Source organism: Marivivens donghaensis (assembly GCF_011806565.1).
GTDB lineage: Bacteria > Pseudomonadota > Alphaproteobacteria > Rhodobacterales > Rhodobacteraceae > Marivivens > Marivivens donghaensis_A.
The window spans coordinates 195,809-222,598 of the sequence record NZ_JAATOP010000005.1 but is presented as its reverse complement, the minus strand read 5'-3'; the positions used below and the strand labels follow the sequence as shown (position 1 = coordinate 222,598).

Below are 26,790 nucleotides of genomic sequence, written 5' to 3'. Positions count from 1 at the left end.
CGCCTCCACACCATGTCCTAACAAGACCGCGCGGGACGACGGGACGCCCCGCGGGAATAAAGAATGATGGGGACAGGCTCTTGCGATCTCGCATGATGGCCAAAGTGCACCACGCACTGGAACGGCACTTTCCCGAACGTCGACTTTTTCTGCGTTCGGACAACGAAACACGGTTTATCAGGCTCCGCTCCGAAACCCAGCTACTGATCTGGGTGGCAGGAACGATGCTGGTGGCTTGGACGATCATCGCCACCGCGATCATCATGATGGACTCAATCGGCGCCGGTAACTTCCGCGCGCAGGCCCGCCGTGACCAGATCGAATACGAAAACCGCGTGAATGCCCTGTCCGACGAACGCGACCGCCGCGTGGCCGAAGCCGCCGCCGCGCAGGACCGTTTCTCTTCCGCGCTCGAACAGATCTCCATCATGCAGTCGCAGCTTCTGGCCTCCGAAGACGAGCGCCGCGAGCTGTCCACCGGCATTGACGTGATCCAGAGCAACCTGCGCCGCACGCTGAGCGAACGCCGCGAGCTTCAGCAGCGCGTCACCGCCATGTCCGCCGAAGGCTACGACCCCGCCGCCGCGCAAGCGGGCGGTGCTGGCGACGAAACGCTCGACCTTCTGGCCGCCGCGCTGGCCGAAACCGCCGCAGAGCGCGACCAGATCGAAGCCGACGCCCAAGGCGCGCTCGACCGCGCGGCAGAGGCCGAACTGGAACTGCGCCTGATGCAGGACCAGAACGAAGCCATCTTCCGCCAGATCGAAGAAGCGCTGAAAATCTCGGTCGAGCCGCTGGACAACATGTTCCGCGCCGCTGGCCTCAACCCCGACACCCTGATCAATCAGGTCCAGCGCGGGTATTCTGGCCTTGGCGGTCCGCGCATTCCGGTCAATCCGCTCGACGACGAAAACTACAACCCCGACGCCGAACGCGCGAACGCCATTATGGACTCGCTCGAACGCATCGACCTCTACCGCATCGCCGCAGAGCACGCGCCGTTTGCCATGCCCGTCAAATCGGGCTTCCGCTACAGTTCGGGCTTCGGTCGCCGCTGGGGCCGTATGCACGAGGGCACCGACATGGCCGGCCCGATCGGCACTCCGATCTACGCCACCGCTGACGGTGTTGTGACATTCGCGGGCTGGTCGTCGGGCTATGGTCGTCTGATCAAGATCCAACACGACTTCGGAATCGAAACCCGCTTCGGCCACCTAAACGACATTAAAGTCAGTGTCGGTCAAAGAGTCTCGCTTGGAGACCGGATCGGTGATATGGGGAATTCCGGACGATCGACTGGACCGCACCTGCACTACGAGATCCGCGTGAACGGATCGCCACTAAACCCGATGACTTACATAAGAGCTGGACAAGATGTTTTCTAAAAGCAAGATCAACGAACCTGGCCCCAAAGCGACCGAAACCCCGACCCCGTCGCCCCTTTCGTCGAAGCCGTCCAGCCCTGCCCCGACCGACAGCAAGCTGGCCTCGACCGCACCCAAAGCCAAGCCGCCCGCATCGATCCTTTCGTCGGATCTGCACGTCAAAGGCAACCTCAAGACCTCCGGTGACATCCAGGTCGAAGGTCAGGTCGACGGCGACATCCGCGCCCACCTGCTGACCATCGGCGAAAGCGCCACCATCAAGGGCGAAGTCGTTGCAGACGACGTCGTGATCAACGGCCGCATCATCGGCCGCGTCCGTGGCCTGAAGGTCCGCCTCACCTCGACCGCCCGCGTCGAAGGCGACATCATCCACAAGACCATCGCGATCGAATCCGGCGCCCACTTCGAAGGCTCGGTCCAGCGTCAGGACGACCCGCTCAGCACCACCGGCGGCGCAAAGCCCAAGATGCCGGCAGTCGCATCGGACGAAGCGAACAGCTGATCCTCGGGATCATCGGAAAAACGAAAGGCGCCCACTGCGGCGCCTTTTTTGTTGCTCACACAGGATCGTACAGCGCCCGCCGGTACAGATGCCAAGTCGCGTGACCCAGCACGGGCAGTACCACCATCAGCCCGAGGAACGCGGGCGCGAGGGCGATGAGTGACAGCACCGCGATGATCGCCGCCCAGATCAGCATCACCGCGAGGTTTGAGGCCACGACCTTGATCGACAGCAGCATGGCGGAGACGAAATCGACCTCTTTTTCCAACAGCAGCGGCAGGCTCACCACCGTCATCGAAAACAGCAGAAACGCCAGCACCGCGCCGACCGCCAGTTCCACCGCGATCATCGTCAGGCCGGTGGACGTGAAGAACATCTCGTAGCTGCTGGAGATGTTGCGCACCACCGACAGGCCCATCGTCAGCGCGAACAGCATGTGGGCGAGGAACGTCCAGAACAGGAAGTAGATCACGATGATCGCGCCCATCCACGGGATCTGGCGGGTGCGTTCCTGCCAGACAACGCCGAGCACCTCCGGCCACGCTAGCGGCTGCCCGCTCTCCAGCCTGCGGGACACCTCATAGAGACCGACAGCCGCGAACGGTGCCGCTAGCGGGAACCCAAGCGAGGTCGCGAGCACCCAGCTCACATGCCCCGCGCCGAGCATCACCATCGCGAACCCGATCACCACATAGACAGCAGAGAAGAACAGCCCGAACTGCGGCGCGCGGCGGAAATCATGGATCCCTGCCCTGAGCGACGCGAAAATGTCGTTCACCGTGACGGTGCCGACCAATGGCAACTGTGACGCCGGCGGCGTGTCGACCAACTTCGTCATAAACGGCTCTCCCTCCCCCTCAGGCTAAGCGGGAAAGGCAGCGGCGCAAAAATGTATTTGCGATGTGCGTTTGGGAAAGCGGCGCGCCAACGCCGCGCGCATCAGTCTTCGGCGTTGGCGTCCGCGCGGGACATGCCCGCCACGCCCATCGACAGGGTCGCGCCCATCAGGCCGTCCAGATCGCCGTCCAGCACGCCTTGGGTATCCGAGGTTTCAAAGCTGGTACGCAGGTCTTTGACCATCTGGTACGGCTGAAGCACGTACGAGCGGATCTGGTTGCCCCAGCCTGCGTCGCCTTTGGCTTCGTGTGCGGCGTTGATGTCGGCGTTCCGGCGGTCGAGCTCCATCTGGTAGAGGCGCGATTTCAGGGCCTTCATCGCGATATCACGGTTCTGGTGCTGCGATTTCTCCGAAGAGGTCACCACGATGCCGGTCGGGATGTGCGTGATACGCACCGCCGAGTCGGTGGTGTTAACGTGCTGACCGCCCGCACCGGACGAACGGTAGGTGTCGATGCGGATGTCGTTGGCCTGAACGTCGATCTCGATGTTGTCGTCGACGACCGGATAGACCCAAACCGAGCTGAACGAAGTGTGACGGCGCGCCGCCGAGTCGTAGGGCGAAATACGCACCAGACGGTGAACGCCCGACTCCGACTTGAGCCAGCCGTAAGCATTCGGGCCGCTGATCTTGTAGGTGACGGACTTGATGCCTGCTTCTTCGCCCGGTGTTTCGGACTGCATCTCGACCTTGTAGCCCTTCTTTTCCGCCCAGCGGACGTACATGCGGGCAAGGATCGACGCCCAGTCACAGGACTCCGTACCGCCAGCGCCCGAGTGGACTTCGAGGAATGTATCGTTGCCGTCGGCCTCGCCGTCCAGAAGCGCTTCGAGCTCTTTCTGGGCAGCGGTTTCCTTCAGCGCCTTCAGCGCGTTTTCGGCATCCTTGACGACTTCGGCGTCGTCTTCCATCTCGCCCAGTTCGATGAGCTCGATGTTGTCGTCCATCTCCTGCTTGATGCCTTTGTAGTTATCCATGGCATCGACGAGCATCTGGCGCTCGCGCATGAGTTTCTGTGCTGCATCGGGATCGTCCCAGAGGGTCGGGTCTTCGACGCGGGCGTTGAATTCTTCGAGCCGGTAGGCCGCAGTTTCCCAGTCCATCCGCTGCGCCAGCAGGGCGAGTGACTTTTCGATGGCGTTCACGATGTTCTGCGTTTCGGCGCGCATTGTTCTACTCTTGTCAGTCTGGGAATGGGGGCCGTGCGGAACGGCCCCTTTATGATCAACGCGTCTTAGCGTTCATTCGGCCTGCGGGCAAGGCGATCAGTACAGACCGCCCGACGACAGGGTGCCGAAGGACGCGTTCGGGCCCACGGTCGCGGTGCTGCCGTCCGAGCTGCGCACCTGACGGGTGGTCTGGGGAACTTCGTCCACCAGCGGCAGGTCGGCCGACATCGCAAAGCCGCCGTCGAACTGGATGCCGAACAGGGGCTCTTCGCCGCCGCGGAAACATTCGCGCACCACGTTGTCGCCCGATGCGCCGTCCGACAGGCGGCCGCCGGTGAAGCGGTCGATGTTGATGAAGTTACACTCGTCCGGCACCTCGAACGGGCCGCCGCCGTAGGTCACGATGGCTTTCTCCATGAAGCGCTGGAACACAGGGCCACAGAAGCCGCCGCCCGAGCCGCCGATCAGCGAACGCGGGGTGTCGTAACCGATGTAGCAGCCCGCCACGATGTTCGAGGTGAAGCCGACGAACCAAACGTCCTTGGAGTCGTTGGTGGTACCCGTCTTACCTGCGGTCGGAACCGGCAGGTTGACGGTGCGCGATGCGGTACCGCGCTGCACAACGCCCTGAAGCATCGAGGTCAACTGGTACGCGGTCACAGCGTTCATGATGCGGTCACGGTTGGAGTCGATCTGCGGCGCCTCCCCTGCGGGAAGCTGCGGGATGCTACAGTCGACGCAGGTGCGGCTCTCGTGACGGTAGACGGTATCGCCGTAGCGGTCCTGCACACGGTCAACGAGGGTCGGCTCCACGCGCTCGCCGCCGTTGGCGAACATGGCGTAGGCACCGACCAGCTTATAAAGCGTGGTTTCCTCGGCACCCAGCGAGGCCGACAGGTAAGGACCCATGTTGTCATAGACGCCGAAACGCTCGGCATATTCCTTGACGGTATCCATGCCGACTTCCTGCGCCAGACGGATGGTCATCAGGTTACGCGACTGTTCGATACCGGTCCGCAACGGCGTCGGGCCGTAGTACTGGTTCGACGCATTCTGCGGACGCCAGAGGCCTTGCGGCGTGTCAATCTCGATGGGAGCGTCGACGACGATGGTTGCAGGCGTGTAGCCCGAATCCAGCGCGGCGGCGTAGACGAACGGCTTGAATGCCGAACCCGGCTGGCGCTCTGCCTGCGTGGCGCGGTTCAGTTCCGACGACTGGTACGAGAAGCCGCCCTGCATCGCCAGAACACGGCCCGTATCGACGTCCATCGCCATGAACGCGCCTTCGACCTGCGGCACTTGGCGCAGCGTCCAGCGGATGAACGATCCGTCGCTGTCCGAGGTCATGCGGCGCACCAGCACCACGTCGCCTTCGGCAAAGTTTTCAAAGAAATCGCCCGACATCCACTGGATGTCATCACGCGGCACGACCTGCGGCTCTGCCTCGGTCTCCTGCACGTCCTCGACACCGATCACGAGCTGGTTTTCCTCGACGGCGCGGACAACGGCGGGATACCACCGACCGCCAAGCGCGACGTCACGCGGCACATCAAGGCTTGCCAGCGCGGACCGCCAGTCGGCCTCGTTCGCCAGTGCTTCGGCGGCAATGGTCCTGCCCGTACCGCGCCAATCGCCGCGCGCACGGTCATATTCTTCCAGCGCCTGCTGGAGCGACAGTTCGGCCTCGGTCTGAAGCTCGGGGTCGACGGTTGCACGGATCGACAGACCGCCCGAGAAGAACTCGTCCTCACCGAAGTTGCGCGACAGCTGACGGCGGATTTCGTCGGTGAAGTAGCCGCGCGGCGGCAGGGTCGAACGGAAGCTGTCATAGTCGCCCGACTGCACGGTGCGCAGCGGCGCCTCACGCTCGGACTGCGAAACCTCCTGCGAGATATAACCGTCGATGGCCATGCGGCGCAGAACGTAGTTCCGGCGGTCAACCGCATCGTCGTACTGGCGAACGGGGTGCAGGTTACCGGGGCGCTGTGCGAGCGCGGCCAGATACGCAGCCTCGCCCGGCGTCAGATCGCTAAGCGGCTTGTTGAAATAGGATTGCGCGGCAGCGGCCACACCGTAGGAGTTCTGACCGAGGAAAATCTCGTTCAGATAAAGCTCGATGATCTGGTCCTTCGACATCACGCGCTCGATGCGCACCGACAGGATCAGTTCCTTGATCTTACGTTCGGCAGTCCGGTCGGAGGACAGAAGGAAGTTCTTCATCACCTGCTGGGTGATGGTCGACGCACCGCGAATGTCCGAACCGCGCGATTGCACCGCCTCGACGGCGGCGGCAACGATGCCGCGGATGTCATAACCGGGGTGGGTGTAGAAATTCTGGTCTTCCGCCGAAACGAAGGCGTACTTCACGATGTCGGGAATTTCTTCGGCAGGTACGAACAGACGGCGCTCTGCGGCGAATTCGTCGATGATCCGGCCCTCGCCGTTATAAACCCGCGAGATGGTTTTCGGCGTGTACTGCGAGAGCGTCTGATAGCTCGGCAAGTCCCTGCCGTAGAACGTAAAAACTGCGCCGAGGCCCAGCGCGCACATGATAATGCCAAGCGTCGCCATGGTGAAAATGGCGCCGAAGAATGACATGATAAAGCGAAGCACGTGTATGGACCCCCGTTGGCTCGTCGCCTGCTTATATGGTGCAAAAATCCGCTGGTCAAAACGCCTTCGGTCAATTTGTGGTAATTAACCGTCTTTCGCCTTGGGCGACTGTCGGGCTATCTGTTGGCCCGAACAACTATTGCCGCGGGAACGATGAGCACTCCTGAAACTACTCTTGCGGTCTACGACCGTATCGCAGGCGACTGGGATCGCTACCGTGACCGCCGCCTGACCGAACGCGCGTGGCTGGACCGGATGCTGGCCGCTGCCCCTCGGAACAAAGGCAAACGCACGGTGCTGGACCTCGGCTGCGGGTCGGGCCGTCCCATTGCGACCTATCTCGCGGACAGAGGCGCGCACATCACCGGCGTCGACGGTGCGCCGCGGATGACCGACCTTTTCGCGCAGAACCTGCCGACGGCCACGGTGCACACCGCTGACATGCGTGGCCTCGACCTTGGCCGCACGTTCAGCGCCATTCTGGCGTGGGACAGTTTTTTCCACCTCTCGCCCGCCGACCAGCGGCAGATGTTCGCCGTCTTCGCGCAGCACGCCGCCCCCGACACCATCCTGATGTTCACCAGCGGCCCCGATGAGGGCGTAGAGATGGGCGAAGTCGTCGGAGAGGCCGTCTATCACGCGTCCCTCTCGCCCGAGGCGTACCGCGATCTGCTGACGCGCCACGGGTTCGAGGAACTGATGTTCGTTCCCGAGGACCCCGACTGCGGGGGTCACTCGGTCTGGCTCGCCAAGTTTACTGGCGCATAAGGGGCGCACGCGCCTCTTCGGCGTCCGCCCATCGCTGGAGCCCCAGCACAATCCCCGCCACAATCCGCGCGCGGCCTTCTGGCGTTTCCAGCGTGTTGCGGTCGCCTTCGTTCGACAGGAAACCGACCTCGATCAGCACCGACGGGAAATCGGCGGCATTGAGCACCGCCAGATAGGCTTTGCGGTGCGGACGCGAATTGACGGACGCGCCGGTGTTCCCCAGCGACCGGATCAGCGTGTCGGCCAGCGCCTCGGTTTTCGGCGCGGTTTCGACCCGCGCCATGTCCATCAGCACCGTCGCAATCGTGTCATCATGCCCGCTGAGGTCGAGGCCCGTGACCAGATCGCTCCGGTCATGACGTTCGGCCATGCGCTGCGAGGCTTCGCTCTCGGCATCGTCCGACAGCGTGTAGATCGACGCGCCCGAGGTCACATCGTCCCCTTCCAGCGCATCCGCGTGGAGCGAAATGAACACATCCGCCCCCGCCGCCCGCGCGATGGTCATCCGCTCTTCGAGCGGCACGAACACATCCTCGTTGCGGGTCAGCACGGCCTTCATGCCTGCCTGACGGTTGATCGTCTCCGCCACCTCGCGGCCCAGACGCAGCATGACGTTGGCCTCTTGCAGACCGCCGCGCTCGGCTCCGGGATCAATACCGCCGTGACCGGGGTCGATGGCCACTGTCAGCAGCCCGTCGTCGATCACCGGCAGTTCGGCCTTGAGGTCCACACCCGCCATCATGTCCCAACCCGGATCGGGCGGCGCACCGGCGCTCGCCTTGAATTCGGCCTCGGTCGTCGGCGCCAGACGGATCGTCAGATCCGCCGCATTGGTCACAGGATCAACCGCCATGCCCGCCGTGTCGATCGCCAGCGGCTCCTTGAGGTCGAGGATCATCCGCGACCAACCGGGGCGCAGCGATCCGAACCGCAGGTCCGTCACACGCGTCGATTTCTGAAGGCCCTCTTGGGTCACGCCCCGCCAGTCGATCTCGCGGAAATCGATCACCAGCCGCATCGGATCACCCAGCGTGAACACGCGCCACGGCACGGGCTGCGACAGTTCCAGATCAACCTCGACGCCAAAGCGCAGGTCCGTGACCGCGCTTCCGTTCATATCCACCCGCGCAAGGCCGGTGAAATCCTGCGCGGCCACCTGCCCCGCCAGCACGCAAGCCAGCGCGGCTCCCATCAAACGGCGGATCATCGGCGCGCCTCCATGAAGGTGCCCAATCGGCGCAGGCCCTCCGCAATGTCTTCGGTTGAGCGCGCATAGGACAGACGCAGCCAGTGCTTCCCCTCAACCGTGTCAAAATCGAGCCCCGGCGTCACCGCAACGCCCGCTTCCTCAAGGATCTGCCCAGCAAAGGCGAGGCTGTCATCGGTGTATTCGGACACGTCGATATAGAAATAAAACGCCCCCTCGGGCGGCGCGAATTTACCGAGGCCAATCTTCGGCAGCCCGTCGATCAGCAGCTGACGGCTCGCGGCATAGGTGGCGATGTTGATGTCCAGCTCTTCGGTGCAATCCATCGCATGGAACGCCAGCCGCTGGGCGGCGTGGGACGGACAGATGAACTGGTTCTGCGCGATCCGCTCCACCACGCGCACATGGTCCTCTGGCACAACCATCCAGCCCACACGCCAGCCCGTCATGCTGAAATACTTGGAGAACGAGTTGATAACATAAGCCTCGTCCGTGACAGACGCAGCCGTCACCGCCTTCTGGCCATAGTCCAGCCCGTGATAGATCTCGTCCGAGATGAACGCCGCGTCCGCGTCCTGACAGGCCGCCACCAGTGCCGCCATCTCGTCCTTGCGCAACATGGTGCCTGTGGGGTTCGCCGGCGACGCCACAATGAGACCCTGCAGATCATGCGCCGCCACATCCGTCGGCACAGGCTGGAACCGCGCCTCTAGCGTCGTCGGAATATCCACAGGCGTGATATCAAACGATTTCAGGATCTGCCGATAGGACGGATAGCACGGAGCCCCCAGCCCCACGCGCTCGCCCGTGTCAAACAGCGCCGTGAACGCCAGCAGGAACGCACCCGACGCGCCCGCCGTGACGACGATCCGCTCTGGGTCCATGTCCACGTCGTACCAGTCGCCATAGTGCTGCGCGATGCGGCGGCGCAGTTCCGGCAGCCCCAGCGCCACGGTGTACCCCAACGGCCCGCCGTCCATGTCGCGCTGCAATTTCTCGACCGCCTGGCGCGGCGCACCGGTGCCCGGCTGGCCGACTTCCATATGGATGATATGCTGCCCCGAGACCTCCGCCTTGCGGGCGGCCTCCATGACGTCCATCACGATAAAGGGATCAACGGCGCCACGCCTTGAAGTCCGCATGTGCTGCCTCTTATGGTTCTTCTGCTCTGCCATCTGTTTGCCCTCGCCCCGCGTCTGCGTCAATCCGAGGGGGTGACATCACAGGCAACATATGCAGAACTTCGCCAGCACACAAACCGGAGACACTATGAAGCGCCTCGCCCTTTCCTTCGCCCTCGGCCTCGGTCTTGCCACCTCTGCCGCAGCGACCGACATCGACCAAATGACCGACGCCGAACGCGAGGCCTTCGGCGCCGAAGTCCGCGCCTACCTGCTGGAAAACCCCGAAGTGCTGATCGAAGCCTACGGCGTCCTCGAACAGCGTCAGGCACAGGCCGAAGCGGTCGCGGATCGCAACCTCGCCCAAGCCAACATGGACGCGCTCTATAACGACGGCCACTCGTGGGTCGGCGGCAATCCGGACGGCGACATCACCATCGTCGAGTTCATGGACTACCGCTGCGGCTACTGCAAACGCGCGTTCCCCGAAGTCGAGGAACTCGTCGAGACCGACGGCAACATCCGCTTCATCGTGAAGGAATTCCCGATCCTCGGCGAAGCCTCCGTCCTCGCCAGCCGCTTCGCCATCGCCGCCCACCAGCTCTATGACGACGAAACCTACAAACTGGTCCACGACACGCTGATGGAATTCCGCGGCGACATCACGCCCGACAGCCTCGCGCAACTGGCAGACACCTTCGGCCTCGACAGCGACGCGATCCTCGAACGCGCCACCTCGAACGAGGTCACCGCCGTCCTGCAAGCCAACATGGAACTCGCCCAGATCCTGCAAATCTCCGGCACCCCCACCTTCGTGGTCGAAGACGAAATGGTCCGCGGCTACATGCCGTTGGCCGCGATGCAGCAAACGGTCGAAGAACAGCGCGCCGACTGACGCTTCATTCTGACAAAAATACCTTGGGGTGAATGGCGCGCAGCGCCAGAGGGGCAAAGCCCCTGCCCCATAAACGAAAACGGGGCCCGCATGGGCCCCGCTCTGTTTTCCAAAGATGGAAAACTTATTCTTCGGTGACAGTGACGGTTTTCATCATGTCCGGCTGGCCGATGACCGCGCCGTTCGGGCCCATGCCGCGCTTGATCTGGTCAACGACCTCCATGCCTTCGGTCACGCCGCCGACGATGGTGTACTGACCGTTCAGGAACGGACCGGGTTCGAACATGATGAAGAACTGGCTGTTGGCCGAGTTCGGATCCTGCGAGCGGGCCATACCCACCACGCCGCGATCAAAGCTCAGTTCGTCCGAGAACTCTGCCGGAAGGTCCGGATACTCCGAACCGCCCATGCCCGCACGGCGCATGTCGCCGCCCATCTTGCCGTATTCCACGTCGCCGGTCTGGGCCATGAAGCCCTCGATCACGCGGTGGAAGACGACGCCGTCATAGGCGCCCTCTTCGGCAAGGCGGGTGATGCGCTCGACGTGCTGGGGCGCCACATCTTCGAACAGGTCGATGTGGAAGGTGCCGTTCGCGCCCTCGCCCTCGACAGTGACGTCGAGGCCGGTCGCGAATGCCGGCGCTGCCAGCAGGGTAAAGGCTGCGGCGAGCTTAAGCATCGGCAGCAACCTTGACCGAGATCATCTTGTCGGGATCGACCGGCGGCTCGCCGCGAACGATCTTGTCGACGTGCTCCATGCCCTCGATGACGCGGCCGTAGACGGTGTACTGGCCGTTGAGGAAATGGTTGTCCTTGAAGTTGATGAAGAACTGGCTGTTGGCCGAGTTCGGGTTCATCGAACGGGCTGCGCCAAGGGTACCGCGGTCGTGCGGCAGCTTGGAGAATTCAGCCGGAAGGTCGGGAAGGTCCGAGCCGCCGGTGCCAGCGCGGCCGATGTTGAAGCTGTCGCTGTCCTTGTTGCCGTTGGCAACGTCACCAGTCTGCGCCATGAAGCCGTCGATCACGCGGTGGAAGACGACGCCGTCGTACTTGCCTGCGCGCGCCAGTTCCTTCATGCGCTCGGCGTGCTTGGGTGCAACGTCCGGCAGCAGTTCGATCACAACATTACCGTCTTTCAGTTCGACGATGACGGTGTTTTCGGGATCTTTGATTTCGGCCACAACGGCCCTCCTTTTTTGCTATTTGCGAAAACATAAGGCCCGTACTGCGGAATGCCAAGGGATCGTCCTTGACCCCGAGACGAAAGGCCTTATCCACGACGGTGCTGTGATTTTATGCAGGAGGCGATTATGGCTTGGAAAACACTCGACGAAATGGAACTGGACGGTAAGCGCGTATTGGTCCGCGTTGACATCAACGTTCCCGTAGAAAACGGCAATGTGACCGACACGACCCGCATCGACCGCATCGTGCCGACCATCAAGGACATCCTCGCCAAGGGCGGCACGCCGATCATGCTCGCCCACTTCGGCCGCCCCAAGGGTCAGGTCGTTCCGGAAATGTCGCTGAAGATCACCGTTCCCGCGCTGGAAAAAGCTCTGGGTACCGACGTGACCTTCGTTGAGAAGCCCTCCCGCGCCGACATCGACGCCCTGCCGCAGGATGCCGTCGTTCTGGTCGAAAACACCCGCTTTGCCGCTGGCGAGGAAAAGAACGATCCCGAGATGGCCAAATTCCTCGCCTCGCTCGGTGATGTTTACGTCAACGATGCGTTCTCCGCCGCGCACCGCGCCCACGCCTCGACCGAAGGCGTCGCCAAGCTGCTGCCCCCCTGCGCTGGCCGCCTGATGCAGGAAGAACTCGAAGCGCTCGACAAAGCTCTCGGCAACCCCGCCCGCCCCGTCGTCGCCATCGTCGGCGGCGCCAAGGTCTCGACCAAGCTGGACCTGCTGGGCAACCTCGTCGGCAAGGTTGATCACCTCGTCATCGGTGGCGGCATGGCCAACACCTTCCTCGCTGCCCAAGGCATCAACGTCGGCAAATCGCTGTGCGAACATGACCTCGCCGACACCGCCCGCGAGATCCTGAGCAAGGCCGAAGCCGCAGGCTGCGAAATCGTCCTGCCGCGCGACGTCGTCGTCGCCAAGGAATTCAAGGCAGGCGCAGAAAACGACACCGTCGTTCCCGAAAGCGTGGCCGATGACGGCATGATCCTCGACGCAGGTCCCGAGACCGTCGCGTACATCTCCGGCATCTTCGACAACGCCAAGACCCTGATCTGGAACGGCCCGCTCGGCGCGTTCGAGATCGAGCCCTTCGACGCAGCCACCAACGCAGCCGCCAAAAAGGCCGCCGAAGCCACCAAGGCAGGCACCCTCGTGTCGGTCGCAGGCGGCGGTGATACCGTGGCCGCGCTGAACAAGGCAGGCGCCGCCGAGGACTTCACCTACATCTCGACCGCAGGTGGTGCGTTTCTGGAATGGATGGAGGGCAAGGAATTGCCCGGTGTCAAAGCTCTCAATCAGGAATGACACTTTAACGCTAACGGTTAGCGTAACCAGAATTGATAGCTTCACCCCGGTTACTTACAACCGGGGTGAAGGCCCTCTCGGGTCCTCGGAAATGTATATTTCATGAGGTTTTACAAATGAATACGCAGATGGCCGACAAGGTCAGCAACGCCGGCGGCTTTATCGCAGCGCTCGATCAGTCCGGCGGCTCCACCCCCAAGGCCCTGCGCGGTTACGGCATCTCCGACGATGCCTATTCTACCGAAGAAGAGATGTTCGACCTGATGCACGCCATGCGCGCACGCATCATCAAGGCCCCCGCTTTCACCGGCGACAAGGTCCTCGGCGCGATCCTGTTTGAGATGACCATGGACCGCGACATCGACGGCACCCCGACCGCCGAATACCTCTGGAACGAAAAGCAGGTCGTACCCTTCCTGAAGATCGACAAGGGCCTCATGGACGAAGAAAACGGCGTCCAGCTCCTCAAGCCGATGGCGGGCCTCGACGCCCTCCTCGCCCGCGCCGCCGCCAAAGGCATCTTCGGCACCAAGGAACGCTCGGTCATCAACGCCGCCAACGCCGAAGGCATCAAAGCCATCGTGGACCAGCAGTTCGAAGTGGCCGATCAGGTCCTCGCCGCTGGCCTCATGCCGATCCTCGAGCCCGAAATTACCATCACCATCTCCGACAAGGTCGAAGCCGAAGCGATGCTGAAGGCGGAAATCCTCAAGCATCTGGATGCGATGCCCGAAGACAAGCAGGTGATGCTCAAACTCTCCCTGCCCTCCACCGACAACGTCTACGCAGACCTGATCGCCCACCCACGCGTGATGCGCGTCGTCGCGCTCTCGGGCGGCTACGGCCGCGATGAGGCGAACGACATCCTCACCCGCCAGAACGGCATGATCGCCAGCTTCTCGCGCGGTCTGGCCGAAGGCATCAGCGCCCAGCAATCGGACGAAGAATTCAACGCCACCATCGCCACCGCGATCGACAGCATCTACACCGCCTCGATCACCTAAAACCACAAGGCCCGCACGACCTGAGTCCTGCGGGCCACATTTCCCCCGATAGTCAAAAAAGTGAACGATCCTGCGCTTTTGGGGGATTCACAAAGCGATTCGCCTGTGCGAATGTGGTCTCAATCGCCCGTCAGAGGCACCTTGAGGCAAACATGAATCGCAGCAAACGCCCCGGTTTCGGGGTCTTCATCTACTTCACCGGCGCGCTCATGCTCGCGCTCTACTTCGCCTTCGCCGCCGTGCAGGGTGAATACGGCGTATTCCGCCGCGCCGAAGTCGATGCCAAAGCCCGCGATCTGCGCACCGACCTTGATGCGATCAACATCGAAGTCGCCCGCATGGAAAACCTCACCCACCGCCTGTCGGACGAATTCCTCGACCTCGACCTTCTGGATGAACGCGCCCGCGACGTGCTCGGCATGATCCGCGCCGACGAAATCGTCGTCACCCGCTAAGCTCCGCGCCCCTCACCTTTGTGCCCCAAATATCCCGGGGTGAATGGCGCGCAGCGCCAGAGGGGCAGCGCCCCTGACCTGTTTTCCGGCGAATATCCGCACGAAATAAGGGCAAATGCTTGCCTTGCGTGCAATGCAACCCACCTTCCCGCTTCAGACAAACATTGACTCTCGCCTCAAGCGGGATGATCCTGTATGGGATAGTTTAAAGTTAAACTACTTTGTATTTCGCCAGCAAAGGACGGAGGACCTATGGCCGCGAAGAAACCAGCCCCTCAGGCTAACGTGTCGAAGGAAGAGCTTCTTGGCTACTACCGCGACATGCTTCTCATCCGCCGCTTCGAAGAAAAGGCAGGCCAGCTTTACGGCATGGGTCTGATCGGCGGCTTCTGTCACCTCTACATTGGTCAGGAAGCGGTCGTCGTCGGCCTCGAAGCGACCGCCAAGGAAGGCGACAAGCGCATCACCTCGTACCGCGACCACGGCCACATGCTGGCTTGCGGCATGGAAGCCAACGGCGTCATGGCCGAGCTGACCGGCCGCGAAGGCGGCTACTCCAAGGGTAAAGGCGGCTCCATGCACATGTTCTCGAAAGAGAAGCATTTCTATGGTGGCCACGGCATCGTTGCAGCCCAGGTTCCGCTCGGCGCCGGCCTCGCATTTGCCGACAAATACAACGGCACCGACAACGTGACCTTCACCTACTTCGGTGACGGCGCTGCCAACCAGGGTCAGGTCTACGAGACCTACAACATGGCGCAGCTTTGGGATCTTCCGGTCGTTTTCGTGATCGAGAACAACCAGTACGCCATGGGCACCTCGGTCGCCCGCTCGACCAAGTCCCCGTCGCTCTTCGAACGCGGCAAGGCTTACGGCATCGCTGGCGAAGAGGTTGACGGCATGTCGGTCCTCGCAGTGAAGGAAGCCGGCGAGCGCGCCGTTGCCCACTGCCGCGCAGGCAAAGGCCCCTACATCCTCGAAGTGAAAACCTACCGCTACCGCGGTCACTCCATGTCGGACCCGGCCAAATACCGGACCCGCGAGGAAGTGCAGAAGATGCGCGAAGAGCGTGACCCGATCGAGGGTATCCGTTCGATGCTCCTCACCGGCAACCACGCCACCGAGGAAGACCTCAAGGCCATCGACAAAGAAATCAAGGACGTCGTGAACGCTTCGGCTGAATTCGCGAAAGAAAGCCCCGAACCCGCGCTCGAAGAGCTGTGGACGGACATTTACGCGTAAGTCGAGGGAGGATTACACACCATGGCAACCGAAATTCTGATGCCCGCCCTCTCTCCGACGATGGAAGAAGGCACGCTGGCCAAGTGGCTGAAAAAAGAAGGTGACACCGTTTCCGCCGGTGACATCATCGCCGAAATCGAGACCGACAAGGCCACGATGGAATTCGAAGCGGTCGACGAAGGCATCATGGGCAAGATCCTGATCGCCGAAGGCACCGAAGGCGTGAAGGTCAACACCGCGATCGCCGTTCTGCTCGAAGAAGGCGAAGACGCCGACGCAGCCGTCGCATCCTCCTCCTCCGCTCCGGCAGAAGAGAAAGAAGAAGCGCCCGCTGAAACCCACGCTTCGGCTCCTGCTGCTGCCGCTCCTGCCAAGGACGTCCCGCAGCTCGACCTGACACCGGACTGGCCGGAAGGCACTTCCGTCAAAACCCAGACCGTCCGCGAAGCACTCCGCGACGCGATGGCCGAAGAAATGCGCGGCGATGACCGTGTGTTCCTGATGGGTGAAGAAGTCGCCGAATACCAAGGCGCCTACAAAATCTCGCAGGGTCTGCTGGATGAATTCGGCGCACGCCGCGTCATCGACACCCCGATCACCGAGCACGGCTTTGCAGGTATCGCCACTGGCGCCGCCTTTGCGGGTCTGCGTCCGATCGTGGAATTCATGACCTTCAACTTTGCCATGCAGGCCATCGACCACCTGATCAACTCGGCAGCCAAGACGCTCTACATGTCCGGCGGCCAGATGGGTGCGCCGATGGTGTTCCGTGGTCCGAACGGTGCAGCCGCCCGCGTTGGCGCCCAGCACAGCCAGGACTACGCCGCTTGGTACTCGATGATCCCCGGCCTCAAGGTCGTGATGCCCTACACCGCGTCGGACTACAAAGGTCTGATGAAGTCGGCCATCCGTGACCCGAACCCGGTCATCTTCCTCGAAAACGAGATCCTCTACGGTAAGTCCTTCGACGTGCCGGAGATCGAGGACTACACCGTTCCGCTCGGCAAGGCGCGCGTCGCCAAGCAGGGCAAGGACGTGTCCATCGTTTCGTTCGGTATCGGCATGACCTACGCCATGGAAGCCGCTGAAAAGCTGGCCGAAGAAGGCATCGACGCCGAAGTCATCGACCTGCGCACCCTGCGTCCGCTGGACTATGACACCGTGCTGGCTTCGGTCATGAAGACCAACCGCATGGTCACCGTCGAAGAAGGCTGGCCCGTCGGCTCCATCGGCAACCACCTGTCGGCATACGTCATGACCCACGCGTTCGATTACCTCGACGCTCCGGTCCTGAACTGCACCGGCAAGGACGTTCCGATGCCCTACGCTGCGAACCTCGAAAAGCACGCGCTCGTCACCACCCAAGAGGTGATCGACGCTGTGAAGCAAGTGACCTACCGCTAAGGAGACAGAGACATGGCAATCGAAATTCTCATGCCCGCCCTGTCCCCCACCATGGAGGAAGGCACGCTGGCAAAGTGGAACGTCAAAGAGGGTGACACCGTCTCCTCGGGCGACGTGATCGCAGAGATCGAAACCGACAAAGCGACGATGGAATTCGAAGCCGTTGACGAAGGCGTCGTCGGCAAGATCCTCATCGCAGAGGGCACCGAAGGCGTAAAGGTCAACACCCCTATCGCCGTCATGCTCGAAGAAGGCGAAAGCGCCGACGACATCAAGGTCAGCACGCCCGGCGGTGACGCTCCGGCAACCGACAAGGCCATCGCGGAGGCTGCCACACCGGCAGTCGCCACCTCGGCTCCGGCCAAGGACGATGCCGCACCGGCTCCGGCTGCACCGAAGAAGGACGGCGAGCGCGTTTTCGCATCGCCCCTCGCCCGCCGCATCGCTGCGCAGAAGGGTCTCGACCTGACCGCGATTTCGGGCTCGGGTCCGAAGGGCCGCATCGTCAAGGCCGACGTCGAAAACGCGACCGCTGGGCCGAAAGCCGACGCCCCCGCTGCCGCCAAGGCAGACGCACCGAAGGCCGCTCCCGCTGCCGCCGTTGCATCGGGTCCGTCGACCGAAGCCGTGCTCAAGATGTACGAAGGCACCGACTTCGAAGAGGTCAAACTCGACGGTATGCGCAAGACCATCGCTGCCCGCCTCACCGAGGCCAAGCAGTCGGTCCCGCACTTCTACCTGCGCCGCGACATCGAACTGGACGAACTGCTGGCGTTCCGCTCACAGCTCAACGCCAAGCTCGGCGACCGCGGTGTGAAGCTGTCGGTCAACGACTTCATCATCAAGGCCTGCGCCCTTGCGCTCCAGCAGGTTCCGGAAGCCAACGCCGTCTGGGCTGGCGACCGCACCCTGAAGTTCAAGAAGTCGGACGTTGCAGTAGCCGTCGCCATCGAAGGCGGCCTCTTCACGCCGGTTCTCAAGGACTCGGACAGCAAGTCGCTCTCGGCCCTCTCGGCAGAGATGAAGGACCTCGCCAAGCGTGCGCGTGATCGCAAGCTGGCACCGCACGAATATCAGGGCGGTTCCTTCGCGATCTCCAACCTCGGCATGTTCGGCATCGACAACTTCGACGCCATCATCAACCCGCCGCACTCCGCGATCCTCGCCGTTGGCGCGGGCGTGAAGAAGCCGGTCGTGGACGCCGAAGGCCAGATCAAAGCGGCGACGGTCATGTCCGTCACGCTCTCGGTCGACCACCGTGTGATCGACGGCGCACTGGGTGCGAACCTGCTGAACGCCATCAAGGAAAACCTCGAGAATCCGATCGCCATGCTGGCGTAAGCTTCTCGACATTCCACGCGAAAGCCCCGCTCCGGCGGGGCTTTTTCGTTTCTGGCGGCCTTCGCTAATTTTCTGAGAATAAACCCGAATTTCGCGACGGAACGCTCCCGCTGGCACGTATCAAGGGCGTCTCCATGAGCCGCAGTCGTTTCACGAGTGCTTCGGTACTGCGATGCCCCACCCAGCCGTTTGTGCATAGAGGTCAGGCAGGCCCATCGCAAAAAGGGAAAGGGCTCCCACCCTAGCTCTTTCCCCGCTTAACTGCGGTTTGCAGAGACGTGCATATGATCCCCTGTAGCCGTCTGTGTCCCCACATTGACAGCGGCGACCTCGCGCCTCCGGTTTCCTCGCCGGAGGCGCATTTTTGTTTTACGGCGCGGGGCGGTCATCCAGCGTCAGTTGCATCAACACCAGATCGAGCCAGCGCCCGAACTTCTGCCCCGTCTGGGGAAGCCGCCCGACTTCGGTAAACCCGAGCCGTTCGTGCAGACGGATCGAGCCGGTGTTCACCCCGTCAATCGCCCCGACGAGCGCATGGACGCCCCCGTCCCGCGCACGAACGATCAGCGCCTCCATCAATGCCGGACCAATGCCGCGGCCTTGGAAGGTGGGGCGCAGATAGACCGAATGTTCCATCGTCTGATGAAAGCCGTCCTGCGGGCGGAACGGGCCGTAACTGGCGTAGCCCGCCACCTCGCCGTCGATCTCTGCCACGAGCACGGGCAGCCCTGCCGCCCTCCGGTCCGCCAGAAACGCCAGACGCTGCGCCTCATCGACAGGCTTCACGTTCCACAGCGCCGTGCCGTTGGCGACTTCATGGTTGTAAATCTCCGTCAGGACAGCGGCGTCCGCATCAATGGCATCACGAATGTCCATGGTCTTCCCCGTCATGGGCGCAGCGGCCCCGAAATATTTGAAAAGTTTGATTTAACGCAAAGGCGAGGCGACTCGCCGGTGGTACTCAGCAACCAACAGATATGAACGGAGACGATCATGGATTGGAAGCCCGAGCTGGCAAACACAGCCGCCCTCACCCGCGATTTTCGCAAATTGCACCCCGATGCGGGCGCGGCCTTTACGCAGATGCATCAGGCCACGCTGAAAGACGGCGCACTGGACGTCAAAACCAAGGAACTTATGGCGGTTCTGGTGGGCACCGTGACCCACTGCGGCGACTGCATCGGGTTCCACATGCAGGGCGCAAAAAAAGCCGGCGCCACCAAGGAAGAGGTCGCAGAGACGGTCTCGGTCGCGATCCTCATGGGCGGTGGCCCCGGCTATATGTACGGGATGAAGGCGCTAGAGGCCTTCGACCAGCTTTAACCTTCGTATTTGGACTGCTGTCCGGCGCACTTGTTCAGCAGTTGATCCATCGACACCGAAGGCTGGTCACAACCCGCTTCGCCAACGATCTTGGCCGGAACACCGGCCACGGTCTTGCAGCACGGCACTTCGTGCAGAACGACCGAACCGGCAGCGATACGGCTGCGGTTGCCGATACGGATGTTGCCAAGAACCTTGGCACCGGCACCGATCAGAACGCCGTCACCGATTTTCGGGTGGCGGTCTTCTTCTTCCTTGCCGGTTCCGCCAAGCGTCACCGAGTGCAGCATCGACACGTTGTCACCGACGACAGCGGTTTCACCGATCACGATGGAATGCGCGTGGTCGATCATCAGGCCGCGGCCGATACGGGCGGCGGGGTGGATATCGACGCCGAAGGTCTCCGACACACGCATCTGGAGGAAGTACGCCAGATCCTTGCGCCCCTGATTCCACAGCGAATGACCGAGGCGGTATGCCTGCACGGCCTGATAGCCCTTGTGGTAAAGCAGCGGTTGCAGCAGACGGTGCGCCGCCGGATCACGTTCGACGGTCGCCACGAGGTCCGCACGGGCGGCAGCGACGATATCCTCGTCGGTCTCGTAAACGTCGTCGGCAATCTCGCGCAGGAGCTGCTCGGACATTTCGGACGATGCGAGTTTCATCGACAAACGGTAAGCCAGCGCGTCCTGAAACGTCGGATGGTGCAAGACACCCTGATGCAGAAGGCTGCCCATGAGCGGCTCTTCGAGGATCGCGTTTTCGGCCTCTTTGCAGATGCGGTCCCAGACGGGATCGACATGAGCGAGGTTCAGGTTCGGGTTTGCCATAGCGCGGCTCCACGTTTGTCTTCTGCGGCCTTGTACAACAGATAGCGCCTCCGGCGAAAGTTCAAACCCGTGATGGGCCTGTTCACCGAAAGTTATGGTCACGCCGTTCCAGAACCGCGCTCACAACACATTGTACGGCGCTGAGGTATTGCGGATCACCCGGACGCGGCAGATCGGCCCGCGTGCGGCTTTGCACGGCATCGACAAGCGAGCCGTTTCCCCAATGTGGGTGACGTTTGCCGGTGTTCTTGCGGTATTTGTCCGCGATCCGCGCGGCCTCGATAATGGCCAGCGAAAGGGTCCGCCAATGCTCTTTCGGGGCGGCGAGCAGAACGCTCGCCACCGCCTCCAGATCTGCCAGAATGACGGGCCGCATTATGCCACCTTCAGGTATCGCGCCGCGCCCGCGCCGAAACGGGCGGACATCTGGGCCAGCTCCACGTCATATCCCGCCCCCGCCGAGTCGGCCTGCATCAGGTGGGATTCGTAGTGCCAATCGGGCGCGTTCGTGACCTCTTCGCGGGTCATCTGCCCGTTCACCCAGATGCGGACGCGGTATTCTTCCTTCTCCTCTGAAAGCGGCACATCCGTCCCCGCCCAATCATCGCCGCCCAGACGGGTGCGCCTGATCCACGTGATGCGGTGCCCGCCGTTCGGGTCATCGGTCTGCCGGACATGACAGGGCGCATAGGGACGCAGGCCGCGCCCTTCGCAGGCGACCTCCACATGGCGGAACGCGGGATCGTCGGGCGCGCGCATCGCGGGGCCATATCGGTAATGCCGCGCCACGCCGCGCAGGGTTTCGGGGTAATCAACGGGCTGCACGGCCTTGTCGATCAGCACGAAGAGACTGCCCGCCTCGTGACCGTAGAGCGCGATATCGTCCGTGCCGAAGCGCCCTCTGAGCCGCGTTTCAATCGCGTAGGTGTCGGGCGCGACAAGGGTCGCTTTGCGGAACTGGAGCAGCTCCCACCCGCCCGTGGAGCCATCCCCCACAGCGGCGAGGTTCTTGCCGCTCAGCAGCCCCGCCACCTTGCGCGAGGACAGCGCGCCCTTGGCCAGTTTGATCCGCACCGCAGGGCCGCGATCCCATGTGGCGCATCCTGCGGGCGGCAGCGGGTCGAGAAGCTCGCCCGCGATGGCGGATGTATAGTGGGTCTGCGCAAGCGTGTAATCCTCGTCATCCTCCCCATGCCAGAGCAACACCGCCCCCGGCCACGGGACGCCAAGCGCCGCGAAATGCGGAGTGTGCGGCGCCTCACCGTCCATCACCGGCAGGTCGAGGAACAGGCCCGTCACAGGCACAGGCGCCACGAAATCGCGCATCGTCACCACGTCGTCGGTCGCGGGAGACGGCGCGTAGATGTTCGGGGAGATCTGGACCGCTTCGACCTCGGCCAACCCTGCGTGGGTGATGCGGTCAATGCGATAGCTGATGCCGTTCAGGCTGACCGTATCGCCCGCGCCGAGGTGGCTTTGCGACGGGGGCAGCGCGAAGCGGAGCACCTCGCGGGCGACGCGGGCCTCCGACAGCCAGCGGTCGGCGATCTGCCCAGCCTCGCCCGCCGTCAGGACGAGGGGCAGTTCACTGCGCGAGGCCGTGCGGGTGGTGTCGTCGGCGTGGATCGCCTCTGCGCTGCGGTCCTGATAGTCGCCGCCGCTTTCCACATAGCCCAGACGGATGCGGCCCGCGACCTCGGCCTCGGACGAACGGGAGCGTTCGACGGCGGTGGCGGCGTCATCCGGCAACGCGAGGAGGTTTTCGTCGAGGGGTTCTCCGGTAGCCGTGGTGCGGGAGATGAACGTCAGCTTGCCGTCGCGGTCTACCACGTCGAAGCCGAACGCCAGTTGCAGCGGTTGCAGCGCCGCGCGTGCGGTCAGCGCGTCCGAGGCATAGCCCCGCACGATGCCGTAGAGGCGGCTGGTGTCCACGTCCGTCACGCCAGAGCGGGCGCAGACCTCGGTCACGACGGAGGCCAAGGTGCGCGACGCCGCGCGACCGTTCAGCCAGTGGCCGCGCGCATAATTGTCACCGTCCGCCCAGACGGCGGCGTTCGCGGGGAAATGCGGGAACGGGCGGCTGTCCCACGCCCAGACGTGGGCGCGGGTCATGTCGACCATCGGGCCGTTGTAGAGCGCCGACACGGGGTTGTTCGCCGCCTGCCCGTAGTGGCCGTGCATGGCGCGCAGGTATTGCGTCTGGATCAGGTCATCGCGCCCGCCGTTCGAATAGTGCGGCAGCGAGCTTTCCGAGGATTTGGGGTCGAGGAATTTGTTCGGCTGGTTGGTCGCCTTGTCGATCGCGGCGCAGCCAAGTTCGGTGAAGACGATCGGTTTGCTCTGCGGCTCCCACGCGGTCGGGGTGTCCGAGCGGATGCCGTCCACGCGGTCGTAGTGCGGGTTCAGCCACCAGTTCCGGATGTCCTTGGCGCGCCAGATCCACGGCTCGTTCTGGCCGTCCGTGATCGGGGTGCGGATCTGGGCGTCGCGGGCCTCGGGCGAGTGGTAGAACCAGTCGTACATCTCTCCGCCTTCGATGTTGGCAGCGAGGTAATCGGCGTTGTGGATCGCGCCCCACGCGGCGTCCGCGTGGTCGTTCCCGTCCCGCCAATCCGATAGCGGCATGTAGTTGTCGATGCCGATGAAATCGACGTTCGCGTCGGCCCAGAGCGGGTCGAGGTGGAACAGCTTGTCTGCCGTGCCAGCGGGCTGGTAGCCGTGATATTCCGACCAGTCGGCGGCGTAGCCGATTTGCGCATCGGGGAGGATTTCACGCACCTCGGCGGCGAGTTGGCGAAGATGCTCGACGGCAGGAAAGCCTTTATTATCGCGGATTTGCGTGAGGCTCCTCATCTCGGACCCGATGCAGAAAGACGCGACGCCCCCCGCGATGGCGCAAAGATGCGCGTAGTGCAGAATGAAGCGGCGATAGGACCACTCAAGCGGGCCGGTATAGGTGACGCGGTCGCCGCTCAGCGCGAAGTCGGACACCTGCGCGGTGCCGAAGAAAGCGTCTACCTCGTCACGGGCGGTTCGCGTTCCGTCGGGGCTTCCGGGCTGGTCCGGCGCGAGGCTGGTGGTGATGCGGCCACGCCACGGCAGCGCGGGCTGGGTGTCGCTGCCCCAGGGGTCGGGGAGCGTGTTCTGTGCCATCTGCTCCATCAGGATGAACGGGTAGAACATCGCGGACATGCCGCGGGCGGTGATGGCGCGGATGGCTTCGATCACGGAGGCATCGCAGGGCGTGCCGCCGTAGACCGCGCGGCCTCCGTCATAGGGCACGAGACCAGCGGCGGTGCGGTCCGCGCCAGAGACGGTCCACGCCATCGCCTCGGGGTCTTGCTGGTCGTTCTCGGCGCGGGGGCCGATGCGGCAGGTCCCGCAGCGCAGGTCGTTGCCGAACCACGACACGATGACCGACACGCTTTTGGCGTTCGGCAGTTCGCATTCGAGGGCGTCGAGGGAGGTCTCCAGATCGGACTTGCCGGACGGAGAGTTGATGTTGAGCGAGCGGTAGGCACCGAGGCCGTCCTGCGCATTCACGGGGGTCGTGGCGAGAGCGTATTCGCCGGTGCCGGGGATCAGGGCAACGCCGTTCACAAGGTCCGCGACCTCGCCCGAGGCGGAGGGGCGGAAGACCTCGAACGACAGTTGGGGGACGCGGTTGCCAAAGCGGCCAAGGGGCATGTCCTCGATCACCACGTAGGCCGTGCCGCGATAGGCGGGTGCCGCGCCCTGCCCCTCGACCGCTTCGATGCGGGGATCGGGGCGCTGGGTTTCGGTGCCTTTGTAAACGCGGATCGCGAGGTCATCGACGGCGATCTCGGCTCCGTCGGCCCAGATGCGGCCAATGCCCGAAATCTCGCCCTCGCAGAGCGCGATGGCGAGGCTGACGGTGTAGCTGTATTCGGTGACGGTGGGCGCGTTTTTGCCGCCTCCCGTCGTCGTCTGGTCCTCAAGGAAACGGGTCGCCCAGATGACTTGGCCCGCGACGCGGGTGCGACCGTAGATCTGCGGGATGACGGAGCCTTCGTTGGCGGAGGTGAGGCGCAGACGGTCGATGCGGCCTGCCTCGACCGCTTGGGAGCCGCCGAGGAGCCGCTGGTCGATCATCTGGCCGAGCGCGGCACCTGCCGCCTGACCGAGCGCGGCGGCGGAAAGGCCCAGCACCGTGCCGCCGACCGCGCCGCCGATTGCGGAGCCTGCCGCTGCAAGAACCAGAGTGGCCATCAGATGTCTCCTTTCGGGAATGCGAAACGGGCCGCGATACGGCGGGCCCAAGGGGGTGTCAGGCGGCTTTCGACAACGCCGTGACCGGAGCAGGAATGGATGAACGCGGCGTCCTCGCCCGTGGCCGACTGGATCGCGGCGTGGCGGGCGGGCTGGCCGTCTTTCATACGGAACAGGAGGATGTCGCCTGTATCTGCCTGCGTTTTGGGGATGAGGTGGCGGGCGAGCGCGGGCATGAGGTCGTCCGCGCCCGTCCAGCCCGCCGCATAGGGCGGAATGTCCTGCGGGAGCGGGCCGACGCAAGCCTGCCAGACGCCGATAATCAGGCCGAGGCAATCGCAGCCCGCGCCGAGGCAACTGGCCTGATGGCGGTACGGGGTGCCGATCCAACGGCGGGCCTCTGCTACGATCATCGCAGCGAACCGCCGTTGTGATTGCCCGCGCGCAGCGGGCTGGAGATCAGCCAGTCGTCACCGGGAATGTCGGGAAAACCGCGGTAGTTCTTGAGGTTCGCGAACTTGTACCGGCAGGTAGACATGCGCTTGTCACAGCCTGCGGTGAGGCGGACCTCGTGCAGGCCGAGGGTGCGGATCGGCTCCCAGAGTTCGATGGTGCGGCCAAGGCCGGTGAAACGGTCTGCTTTGATGAGACCGATGAGGCCCTTGGCGGGGCCTTGTTGGACCGTGAGGTTGCCCTTTTCGAACCAGCGCGGGGCGTAGGTGTCGAGGCCGGTGAAGGTGAGTTCGGTGGCGGTGATCATGGTGGGTGTCACGGTGACGCTGAAGGCGGGATCGGCGGTGTCCACGAGGCATTGCGCGTCGCCGAGCAAGGCGCTGCAATCGCGCTGGTAGACGCGGCCCTGGGGGGTGTTGAGCGCCTCGGCGAGACCGCGCAGTTCGGCTTGGAATTCGGGACCGGCGCGGCGGATCTCTCCGATGCTGCCGCGAAAGATGCGTTTGCGCTGGGAGGTGTCGGCCCAGTTGACGTGCCAGAAGGTGACGCCCGCACCGTCGTAGCGGCCTGCGGCGATGTCCTCTTCGGTGATGGCGGCGTCAGAAAGGGTGCCGATCGCCTCGGAATTATCGACCGAAAGGCCCGTCGATTGTTCGAGCGCGCGGGCGGTGAGGCCAGCGCCAGCGCGGAAGGTAATACCGTCGAAACGGAGGTCGCGGTCGTGGTCAGTGAAGCCCAGAACGAGGCCGTCCTTGCGGGTGACGGCCCATGCGCGGGCGATGGTTGTAATGCCGGTTTTCAGGTGATCCGAGAGGGTCATACGCGGACCTCCACCACGGGAACTGCGGGGACATCTCCGGCGCGGAAACTGGCGACGGAGGTCTGGATGCGGTCGGTATCAAAGCGCACGGGCACGTCGAATTCGAAGCCCGCGCGGATGTCCGCACCGACGTCGGGGGCGTGGATAAACCGGATGAGGCCCGCCGTGTAATTTACTGTATAATCTATACTTTCCGACTGCGGGATACCGCCGATAGTGACGAGAACGGTGCCCAGAACGGGCTTGGTCACGGGCCGGTCGTAGGTGACGTGGCCGGAGGCGTAGCGCTTGACGAGTTGGAAGTCGGTGGCGACTTCATCGCCCGTGCCGATGTGCTGGTCGAGGCCGCTTGGCTCCATCGACGGAAGGCAGGATTTGTAGTCGCTCCAGTCCTTCCAGCGGAAGCCGAAAAGCTGGCCGCGGCGGGCCTCGAAGAAGGCAATCAGCGCCTCGACATCATCGAGCGAACGCAGACCCACGCCCGCGTCATAGCGGCGGCGCGAGTGCGCCCACGGGCTGTTGCGTTCCTCATAGCCGTTGGCGAGGGTCACGACCTCGGTCCGGCGTTCGGGGCCGCCGACGGAGCCGAAGGAAAGCGATGCGGGAAAGCGCACGTCGTGGAACATGGCGGGGTCTCC

Annotated in this window: 25 protein-coding genes; 11 read left to right on the top strand and 14 right to left on the bottom strand. The window is 63.4% G+C overall.

Going from position 1 to position 26,790, the window contains the following annotated elements; translation table 11 throughout:
* The first annotated feature begins 80 nt into the window (after positions 1 to 80).
* On the top strand, positions 81 to 1,385 hold the full coding sequence (locus HCZ30_RS09635; RefSeq protein WP_246212705.1) for a M23 family metallopeptidase: 1,305 nt from the start codon (positions 81 to 83) through the stop codon (positions 1,383 to 1,385).
* Positions 1,375 to 1,887, top strand: a complete 513-nt coding sequence (locus tag HCZ30_RS09630; protein WP_167638070.1) for a bactofilin family protein — start codon at positions 1,375 to 1,377, stop codon at positions 1,885 to 1,887. The genes HCZ30_RS09635 and HCZ30_RS09630 overlap by 11 nt, the downstream gene beginning before the upstream one ends.
* 55 nt (positions 1,888 to 1,942) lie before the next feature.
* Here the strand turns inward: HCZ30_RS09630 and HCZ30_RS09625 are convergent, their stop codons facing one another.
* The 3 genes from HCZ30_RS09625 to HCZ30_RS09615 form a co-directional block, all read right to left on the bottom strand.
* Positions 1,943 to 2,725 (bottom strand): DUF2189 domain-containing protein, encoded by a 783-nt coding sequence (locus tag HCZ30_RS09625; protein WP_167638069.1) that lies wholly within the window; start codon positions 2,723 to 2,725, stop codon positions 1,943 to 1,945.
* A gap of 101 nt (positions 2,726 to 2,826) precedes the next feature.
* The gene (gene prfB, locus HCZ30_RS09620) at positions 2,827 to 3,954 is read right to left on the bottom strand and encodes a peptide chain release factor 2 (RefSeq protein ID WP_167638068.1); all 1,128 of its coding nucleotides are present in this window, start codon (positions 3,952 to 3,954) and stop codon (positions 2,827 to 2,829) included.
* 96 nt (positions 3,955 to 4,050) lie between these two features.
* Positions 4,051 to 6,567, bottom strand: coding sequence for a penicillin-binding protein 1A (locus HCZ30_RS09615; protein WP_348640370.1), 2,517 nt, complete (start codon positions 6,565 to 6,567; stop codon positions 4,051 to 4,053).
* A 153-nt stretch (positions 6,568 to 6,720) separates the two neighbouring features.
* Here HCZ30_RS09615 and HCZ30_RS09610 point away from each other — a divergent pair, with 153 nt between their 5' ends.
* A complete protein-coding gene (locus HCZ30_RS09610) occupies positions 6,721 to 7,335 on the top strand; it encodes a class I SAM-dependent DNA methyltransferase (RefSeq protein WP_167638067.1) in 615 nt (204 codons plus the stop codon).
* Here HCZ30_RS09610 and HCZ30_RS09605 read toward each other — a convergent pair.
* Together HCZ30_RS09605 and HCZ30_RS09600 are read right to left on the bottom strand one after the other, a co-directional pair.
* Positions 7,322 to 8,542 (bottom strand): N-acetylmuramoyl-L-alanine amidase, encoded by a 1,221-nt coding sequence (locus HCZ30_RS09605; protein WP_246212703.1) that lies wholly within the window; start codon positions 8,540 to 8,542, stop codon positions 7,322 to 7,324. The genes HCZ30_RS09610 and HCZ30_RS09605 overlap by 14 nt on opposite strands.
* Positions 8,539 to 9,684: a pyridoxal phosphate-dependent aminotransferase gene (locus HCZ30_RS09600; protein ID WP_167638066.1), complete on the bottom strand. Its 1,146-nt coding sequence runs from the start codon at positions 9,682 to 9,684 to the stop codon at positions 8,539 to 8,541. The genes HCZ30_RS09605 and HCZ30_RS09600 overlap by 4 nt, the downstream gene beginning before the upstream one ends.
* 127 nt (positions 9,685 to 9,811) lie before the next feature.
* Here HCZ30_RS09600 and HCZ30_RS09595 point away from each other — a divergent pair, with 127 nt between their 5' ends.
* Positions 9,812 to 10,558, top strand: coding sequence for a DsbA family protein (locus HCZ30_RS09595; RefSeq protein ID WP_167638065.1), 747 nt, complete (start codon positions 9,812 to 9,814; stop codon positions 10,556 to 10,558).
* A 124-nt stretch (positions 10,559 to 10,682) separates the two neighbouring features.
* Here HCZ30_RS09595 and HCZ30_RS09590 read toward each other — a convergent pair whose 3' ends face one another.
* Positions 10,683 to 11,237, bottom strand: coding sequence for a peptidylprolyl isomerase (locus HCZ30_RS09590; RefSeq protein ID WP_167638064.1), 555 nt, complete (start codon positions 11,235 to 11,237; stop codon positions 10,683 to 10,685).
* Positions 11,230 to 11,739, bottom strand: a complete 510-nt coding sequence (locus HCZ30_RS09585; RefSeq protein WP_167638063.1) for a peptidylprolyl isomerase — start codon at positions 11,737 to 11,739, stop codon at positions 11,230 to 11,232. The genes HCZ30_RS09590 and HCZ30_RS09585 overlap by 8 nt, the downstream gene beginning before the upstream one ends.
* Before the next feature lie 129 nt (positions 11,740 to 11,868).
* Between HCZ30_RS09585 and HCZ30_RS09580 the strand changes: the two genes are divergently transcribed.
* From HCZ30_RS09580 to HCZ30_RS09555, 6 genes are all read left to right on the top strand, one after another.
* Entirely contained in the window at positions 11,869 to 13,050 is a 1,182-nt protein-coding gene (locus HCZ30_RS09580; protein ID WP_167638062.1) for a phosphoglycerate kinase, read from the top strand.
* Positions 13,051 to 13,166: 116 nt separating this feature from the next.
* Positions 13,167 to 14,054, top strand: coding sequence for a fructose bisphosphate aldolase (locus HCZ30_RS09575; protein ID WP_167638061.1), 888 nt, complete (start codon positions 13,167 to 13,169; stop codon positions 14,052 to 14,054).
* Between the two features lie 152 nt (positions 14,055 to 14,206).
* Positions 14,207 to 14,509: an FtsB family cell division protein gene (locus HCZ30_RS09570; RefSeq protein WP_167638060.1), complete on the top strand. Its 303-nt coding sequence runs from the start codon at positions 14,207 to 14,209 to the stop codon at positions 14,507 to 14,509.
* A gap of 252 nt (positions 14,510 to 14,761) precedes the next feature.
* Positions 14,762 to 15,751, top strand: coding sequence for a pyruvate dehydrogenase (acetyl-transferring) E1 component subunit alpha (gene pdhA / locus HCZ30_RS09565; protein WP_167638059.1), 990 nt, complete (start codon positions 14,762 to 14,764; stop codon positions 15,749 to 15,751).
* A gap of 21 nt (positions 15,752 to 15,772) precedes the next feature.
* Positions 15,773 to 17,155, top strand: a complete 1,383-nt coding sequence (locus tag HCZ30_RS09560; protein ID WP_167638058.1) for a pyruvate dehydrogenase complex E1 component subunit beta — start codon at positions 15,773 to 15,775, stop codon at positions 17,153 to 17,155.
* 12 nt (positions 17,156 to 17,167) lie between these two features.
* Positions 17,168 to 18,496: a pyruvate dehydrogenase complex dihydrolipoamide acetyltransferase gene (locus tag HCZ30_RS09555; protein WP_167638057.1), complete on the top strand. Its 1,329-nt coding sequence runs from the start codon at positions 17,168 to 17,170 to the stop codon at positions 18,494 to 18,496.
* Between the two features lie 369 nt (positions 18,497 to 18,865).
* On the opposite strand, the gene HCZ30_RS09550 is transcribed toward HCZ30_RS09555, so the two are convergent.
* Positions 18,866 to 19,372 carry a GNAT family N-acetyltransferase gene (locus HCZ30_RS09550; protein WP_167638056.1) on the bottom strand — a complete coding sequence of 169 codons (507 nt, stop codon included), beginning with the start codon at positions 19,370 to 19,372 and terminating at the stop codon, positions 18,866 to 18,868.
* A 117-nt stretch (positions 19,373 to 19,489) separates the two neighbouring features.
* On the opposite strand from HCZ30_RS09550, the gene HCZ30_RS09545 reads away from it, so the two are divergent.
* Positions 19,490 to 19,819, top strand: coding sequence for a carboxymuconolactone decarboxylase family protein (locus HCZ30_RS09545; RefSeq protein ID WP_167638055.1), 330 nt, complete (start codon positions 19,490 to 19,492; stop codon positions 19,817 to 19,819).
* Here the strand turns inward: HCZ30_RS09545 and cysE are convergent.
* The 6 genes from cysE to HCZ30_RS09515 all read right to left on the bottom strand — a co-directional run bounded on the left by cysE (position 19,816) and on the right by HCZ30_RS09515 (position 26,778).
* The gene (gene cysE, locus HCZ30_RS09540; RefSeq protein ID WP_167638054.1) at positions 19,816 to 20,649 is read right to left on the bottom strand and encodes a serine O-acetyltransferase; all 834 of its coding nucleotides are present in this window, start codon (positions 20,647 to 20,649) and stop codon (positions 19,816 to 19,818) included. The two genes, HCZ30_RS09545 and cysE, sit on opposite strands and share 4 nt — an antisense overlap.
* An 82-nt stretch (positions 20,650 to 20,731) precedes the next feature.
* Positions 20,732 to 21,025, bottom strand: coding sequence for a hypothetical protein (locus tag HCZ30_RS09535; RefSeq protein WP_167638053.1), 294 nt, complete (start codon positions 21,023 to 21,025; stop codon positions 20,732 to 20,734).
* Positions 21,025 to 24,879: a baseplate multidomain protein megatron gene (locus HCZ30_RS09530; RefSeq protein ID WP_167638052.1), complete on the bottom strand. Its 3,855-nt coding sequence runs from the start codon at positions 24,877 to 24,879 to the stop codon at positions 21,025 to 21,027. Before HCZ30_RS09530 ends, HCZ30_RS09535 begins: the two co-directional genes overlap by 1 nt.
* Entirely contained in the window at positions 24,879 to 25,292 is a 414-nt protein-coding gene (locus HCZ30_RS09525; RefSeq protein ID WP_167638051.1) for an NlpC/P60 family protein, read from the bottom strand. The genes HCZ30_RS09530 and HCZ30_RS09525 overlap by 1 nt, the downstream gene beginning before the upstream one ends.
* Positions 25,289 to 26,152 (bottom strand): DUF2163 domain-containing protein, encoded by an 864-nt coding sequence (locus HCZ30_RS09520; protein WP_167638050.1) that lies wholly within the window; start codon positions 26,150 to 26,152, stop codon positions 25,289 to 25,291. The genes HCZ30_RS09525 and HCZ30_RS09520 overlap by 4 nt, the downstream gene beginning before the upstream one ends.
* Positions 26,149 to 26,778, bottom strand: coding sequence for a DUF2460 domain-containing protein (locus HCZ30_RS09515; RefSeq protein ID WP_167638049.1), 630 nt, complete (start codon positions 26,776 to 26,778; stop codon positions 26,149 to 26,151). Before HCZ30_RS09515 ends, HCZ30_RS09520 begins: the two co-directional genes overlap by 4 nt.
* Between the last annotated feature and the right edge of the window lie 12 nt (positions 26,779 to 26,790).

Bases quoted from the DNA above. Each gene is read 5' to 3' on its own strand.
- HCZ30_RS09630 (WP_167638070.1), top strand. From the start codon at position 1,375: ATGTTTTCTAAAAGCAAGATCAACGAACCTGGCCCCAAAGCGACCGAA.
- HCZ30_RS09625 (WP_167638069.1), bottom strand. From the start codon at position 2,725: ATGACGAAGTTGGTCGACACGCCGCCGGCGTCACAGTTGCCATTGGTC.
- prfB (WP_167638068.1), bottom strand. From the start codon at position 3,954: ATGCGCGCCGAAACGCAGAACATCGTGAACGCCATCGAAAAGTCACTC.
- HCZ30_RS09610 (WP_167638067.1), top strand. From the start codon at position 6,721: ATGAGCACTCCTGAAACTACTCTTGCGGTCTACGACCGTATCGCAGGC.
- HCZ30_RS09605 (WP_246212703.1), bottom strand. From the start codon at position 8,542: ATGATCCGCCGTTTGATGGGAGCCGCGCTGGCTTGCGTGCTGGCGGGG.
- HCZ30_RS09600 (WP_167638066.1), bottom strand. From the start codon at position 9,684: ATGCGGACTTCAAGGCGTGGCGCCGTTGATCCCTTTATCGTGATGGAC.
- HCZ30_RS09595 (WP_167638065.1), top strand. From the start codon at position 9,812: ATGAAGCGCCTCGCCCTTTCCTTCGCCCTCGGCCTCGGTCTTGCCACC.
- HCZ30_RS09590 (WP_167638064.1), bottom strand. From the start codon at position 11,237: ATGCTTAAGCTCGCCGCAGCCTTTACCCTGCTGGCAGCGCCGGCATTC.
- HCZ30_RS09580 (WP_167638062.1), top strand. From the start codon at position 11,869: ATGGCTTGGAAAACACTCGACGAAATGGAACTGGACGGTAAGCGCGTA.
- HCZ30_RS09575 (WP_167638061.1), top strand. From the start codon at position 13,167: ATGAATACGCAGATGGCCGACAAGGTCAGCAACGCCGGCGGCTTTATC.
- HCZ30_RS09570 (WP_167638060.1), top strand. From the start codon at position 14,207: ATGAATCGCAGCAAACGCCCCGGTTTCGGGGTCTTCATCTACTTCACC.
- pdhA (WP_167638059.1), top strand. From the start codon at position 14,762: ATGGCCGCGAAGAAACCAGCCCCTCAGGCTAACGTGTCGAAGGAAGAG.
- HCZ30_RS09560 (WP_167638058.1), top strand. From the start codon at position 15,773: ATGGCAACCGAAATTCTGATGCCCGCCCTCTCTCCGACGATGGAAGAA.
- HCZ30_RS09555 (WP_167638057.1), top strand. From the start codon at position 17,168: ATGGCAATCGAAATTCTCATGCCCGCCCTGTCCCCCACCATGGAGGAA.
- HCZ30_RS09550 (WP_167638056.1), bottom strand. From the start codon at position 19,372: ATGGACATTCGTGATGCCATTGATGCGGACGCCGCTGTCCTGACGGAG.
- HCZ30_RS09545 (WP_167638055.1), top strand. From the start codon at position 19,490: ATGGATTGGAAGCCCGAGCTGGCAAACACAGCCGCCCTCACCCGCGAT.
- cysE (WP_167638054.1), bottom strand. From the start codon at position 20,649: ATGGCAAACCCGAACCTGAACCTCGCTCATGTCGATCCCGTCTGGGAC.
- HCZ30_RS09535 (WP_167638053.1), bottom strand. From the start codon at position 21,025: ATGCGGCCCGTCATTCTGGCAGATCTGGAGGCGGTGGCGAGCGTTCTG.
- HCZ30_RS09530 (WP_167638052.1), bottom strand. From the start codon at position 24,879: ATGGCCACTCTGGTTCTTGCAGCGGCAGGCTCCGCAATCGGCGGCGCG.
- HCZ30_RS09525 (WP_167638051.1), bottom strand. From the start codon at position 25,292: ATGATCGTAGCAGAGGCCCGCCGTTGGATCGGCACCCCGTACCGCCAT.
- HCZ30_RS09520 (WP_167638050.1), bottom strand. From the start codon at position 26,152: ATGACCCTCTCGGATCACCTGAAAACCGGCATTACAACCATCGCCCGC.
- HCZ30_RS09515 (WP_167638049.1), bottom strand. From the start codon at position 26,778: ATGTTCCACGACGTGCGCTTTCCCGCATCGCTTTCCTTCGGCTCCGTC.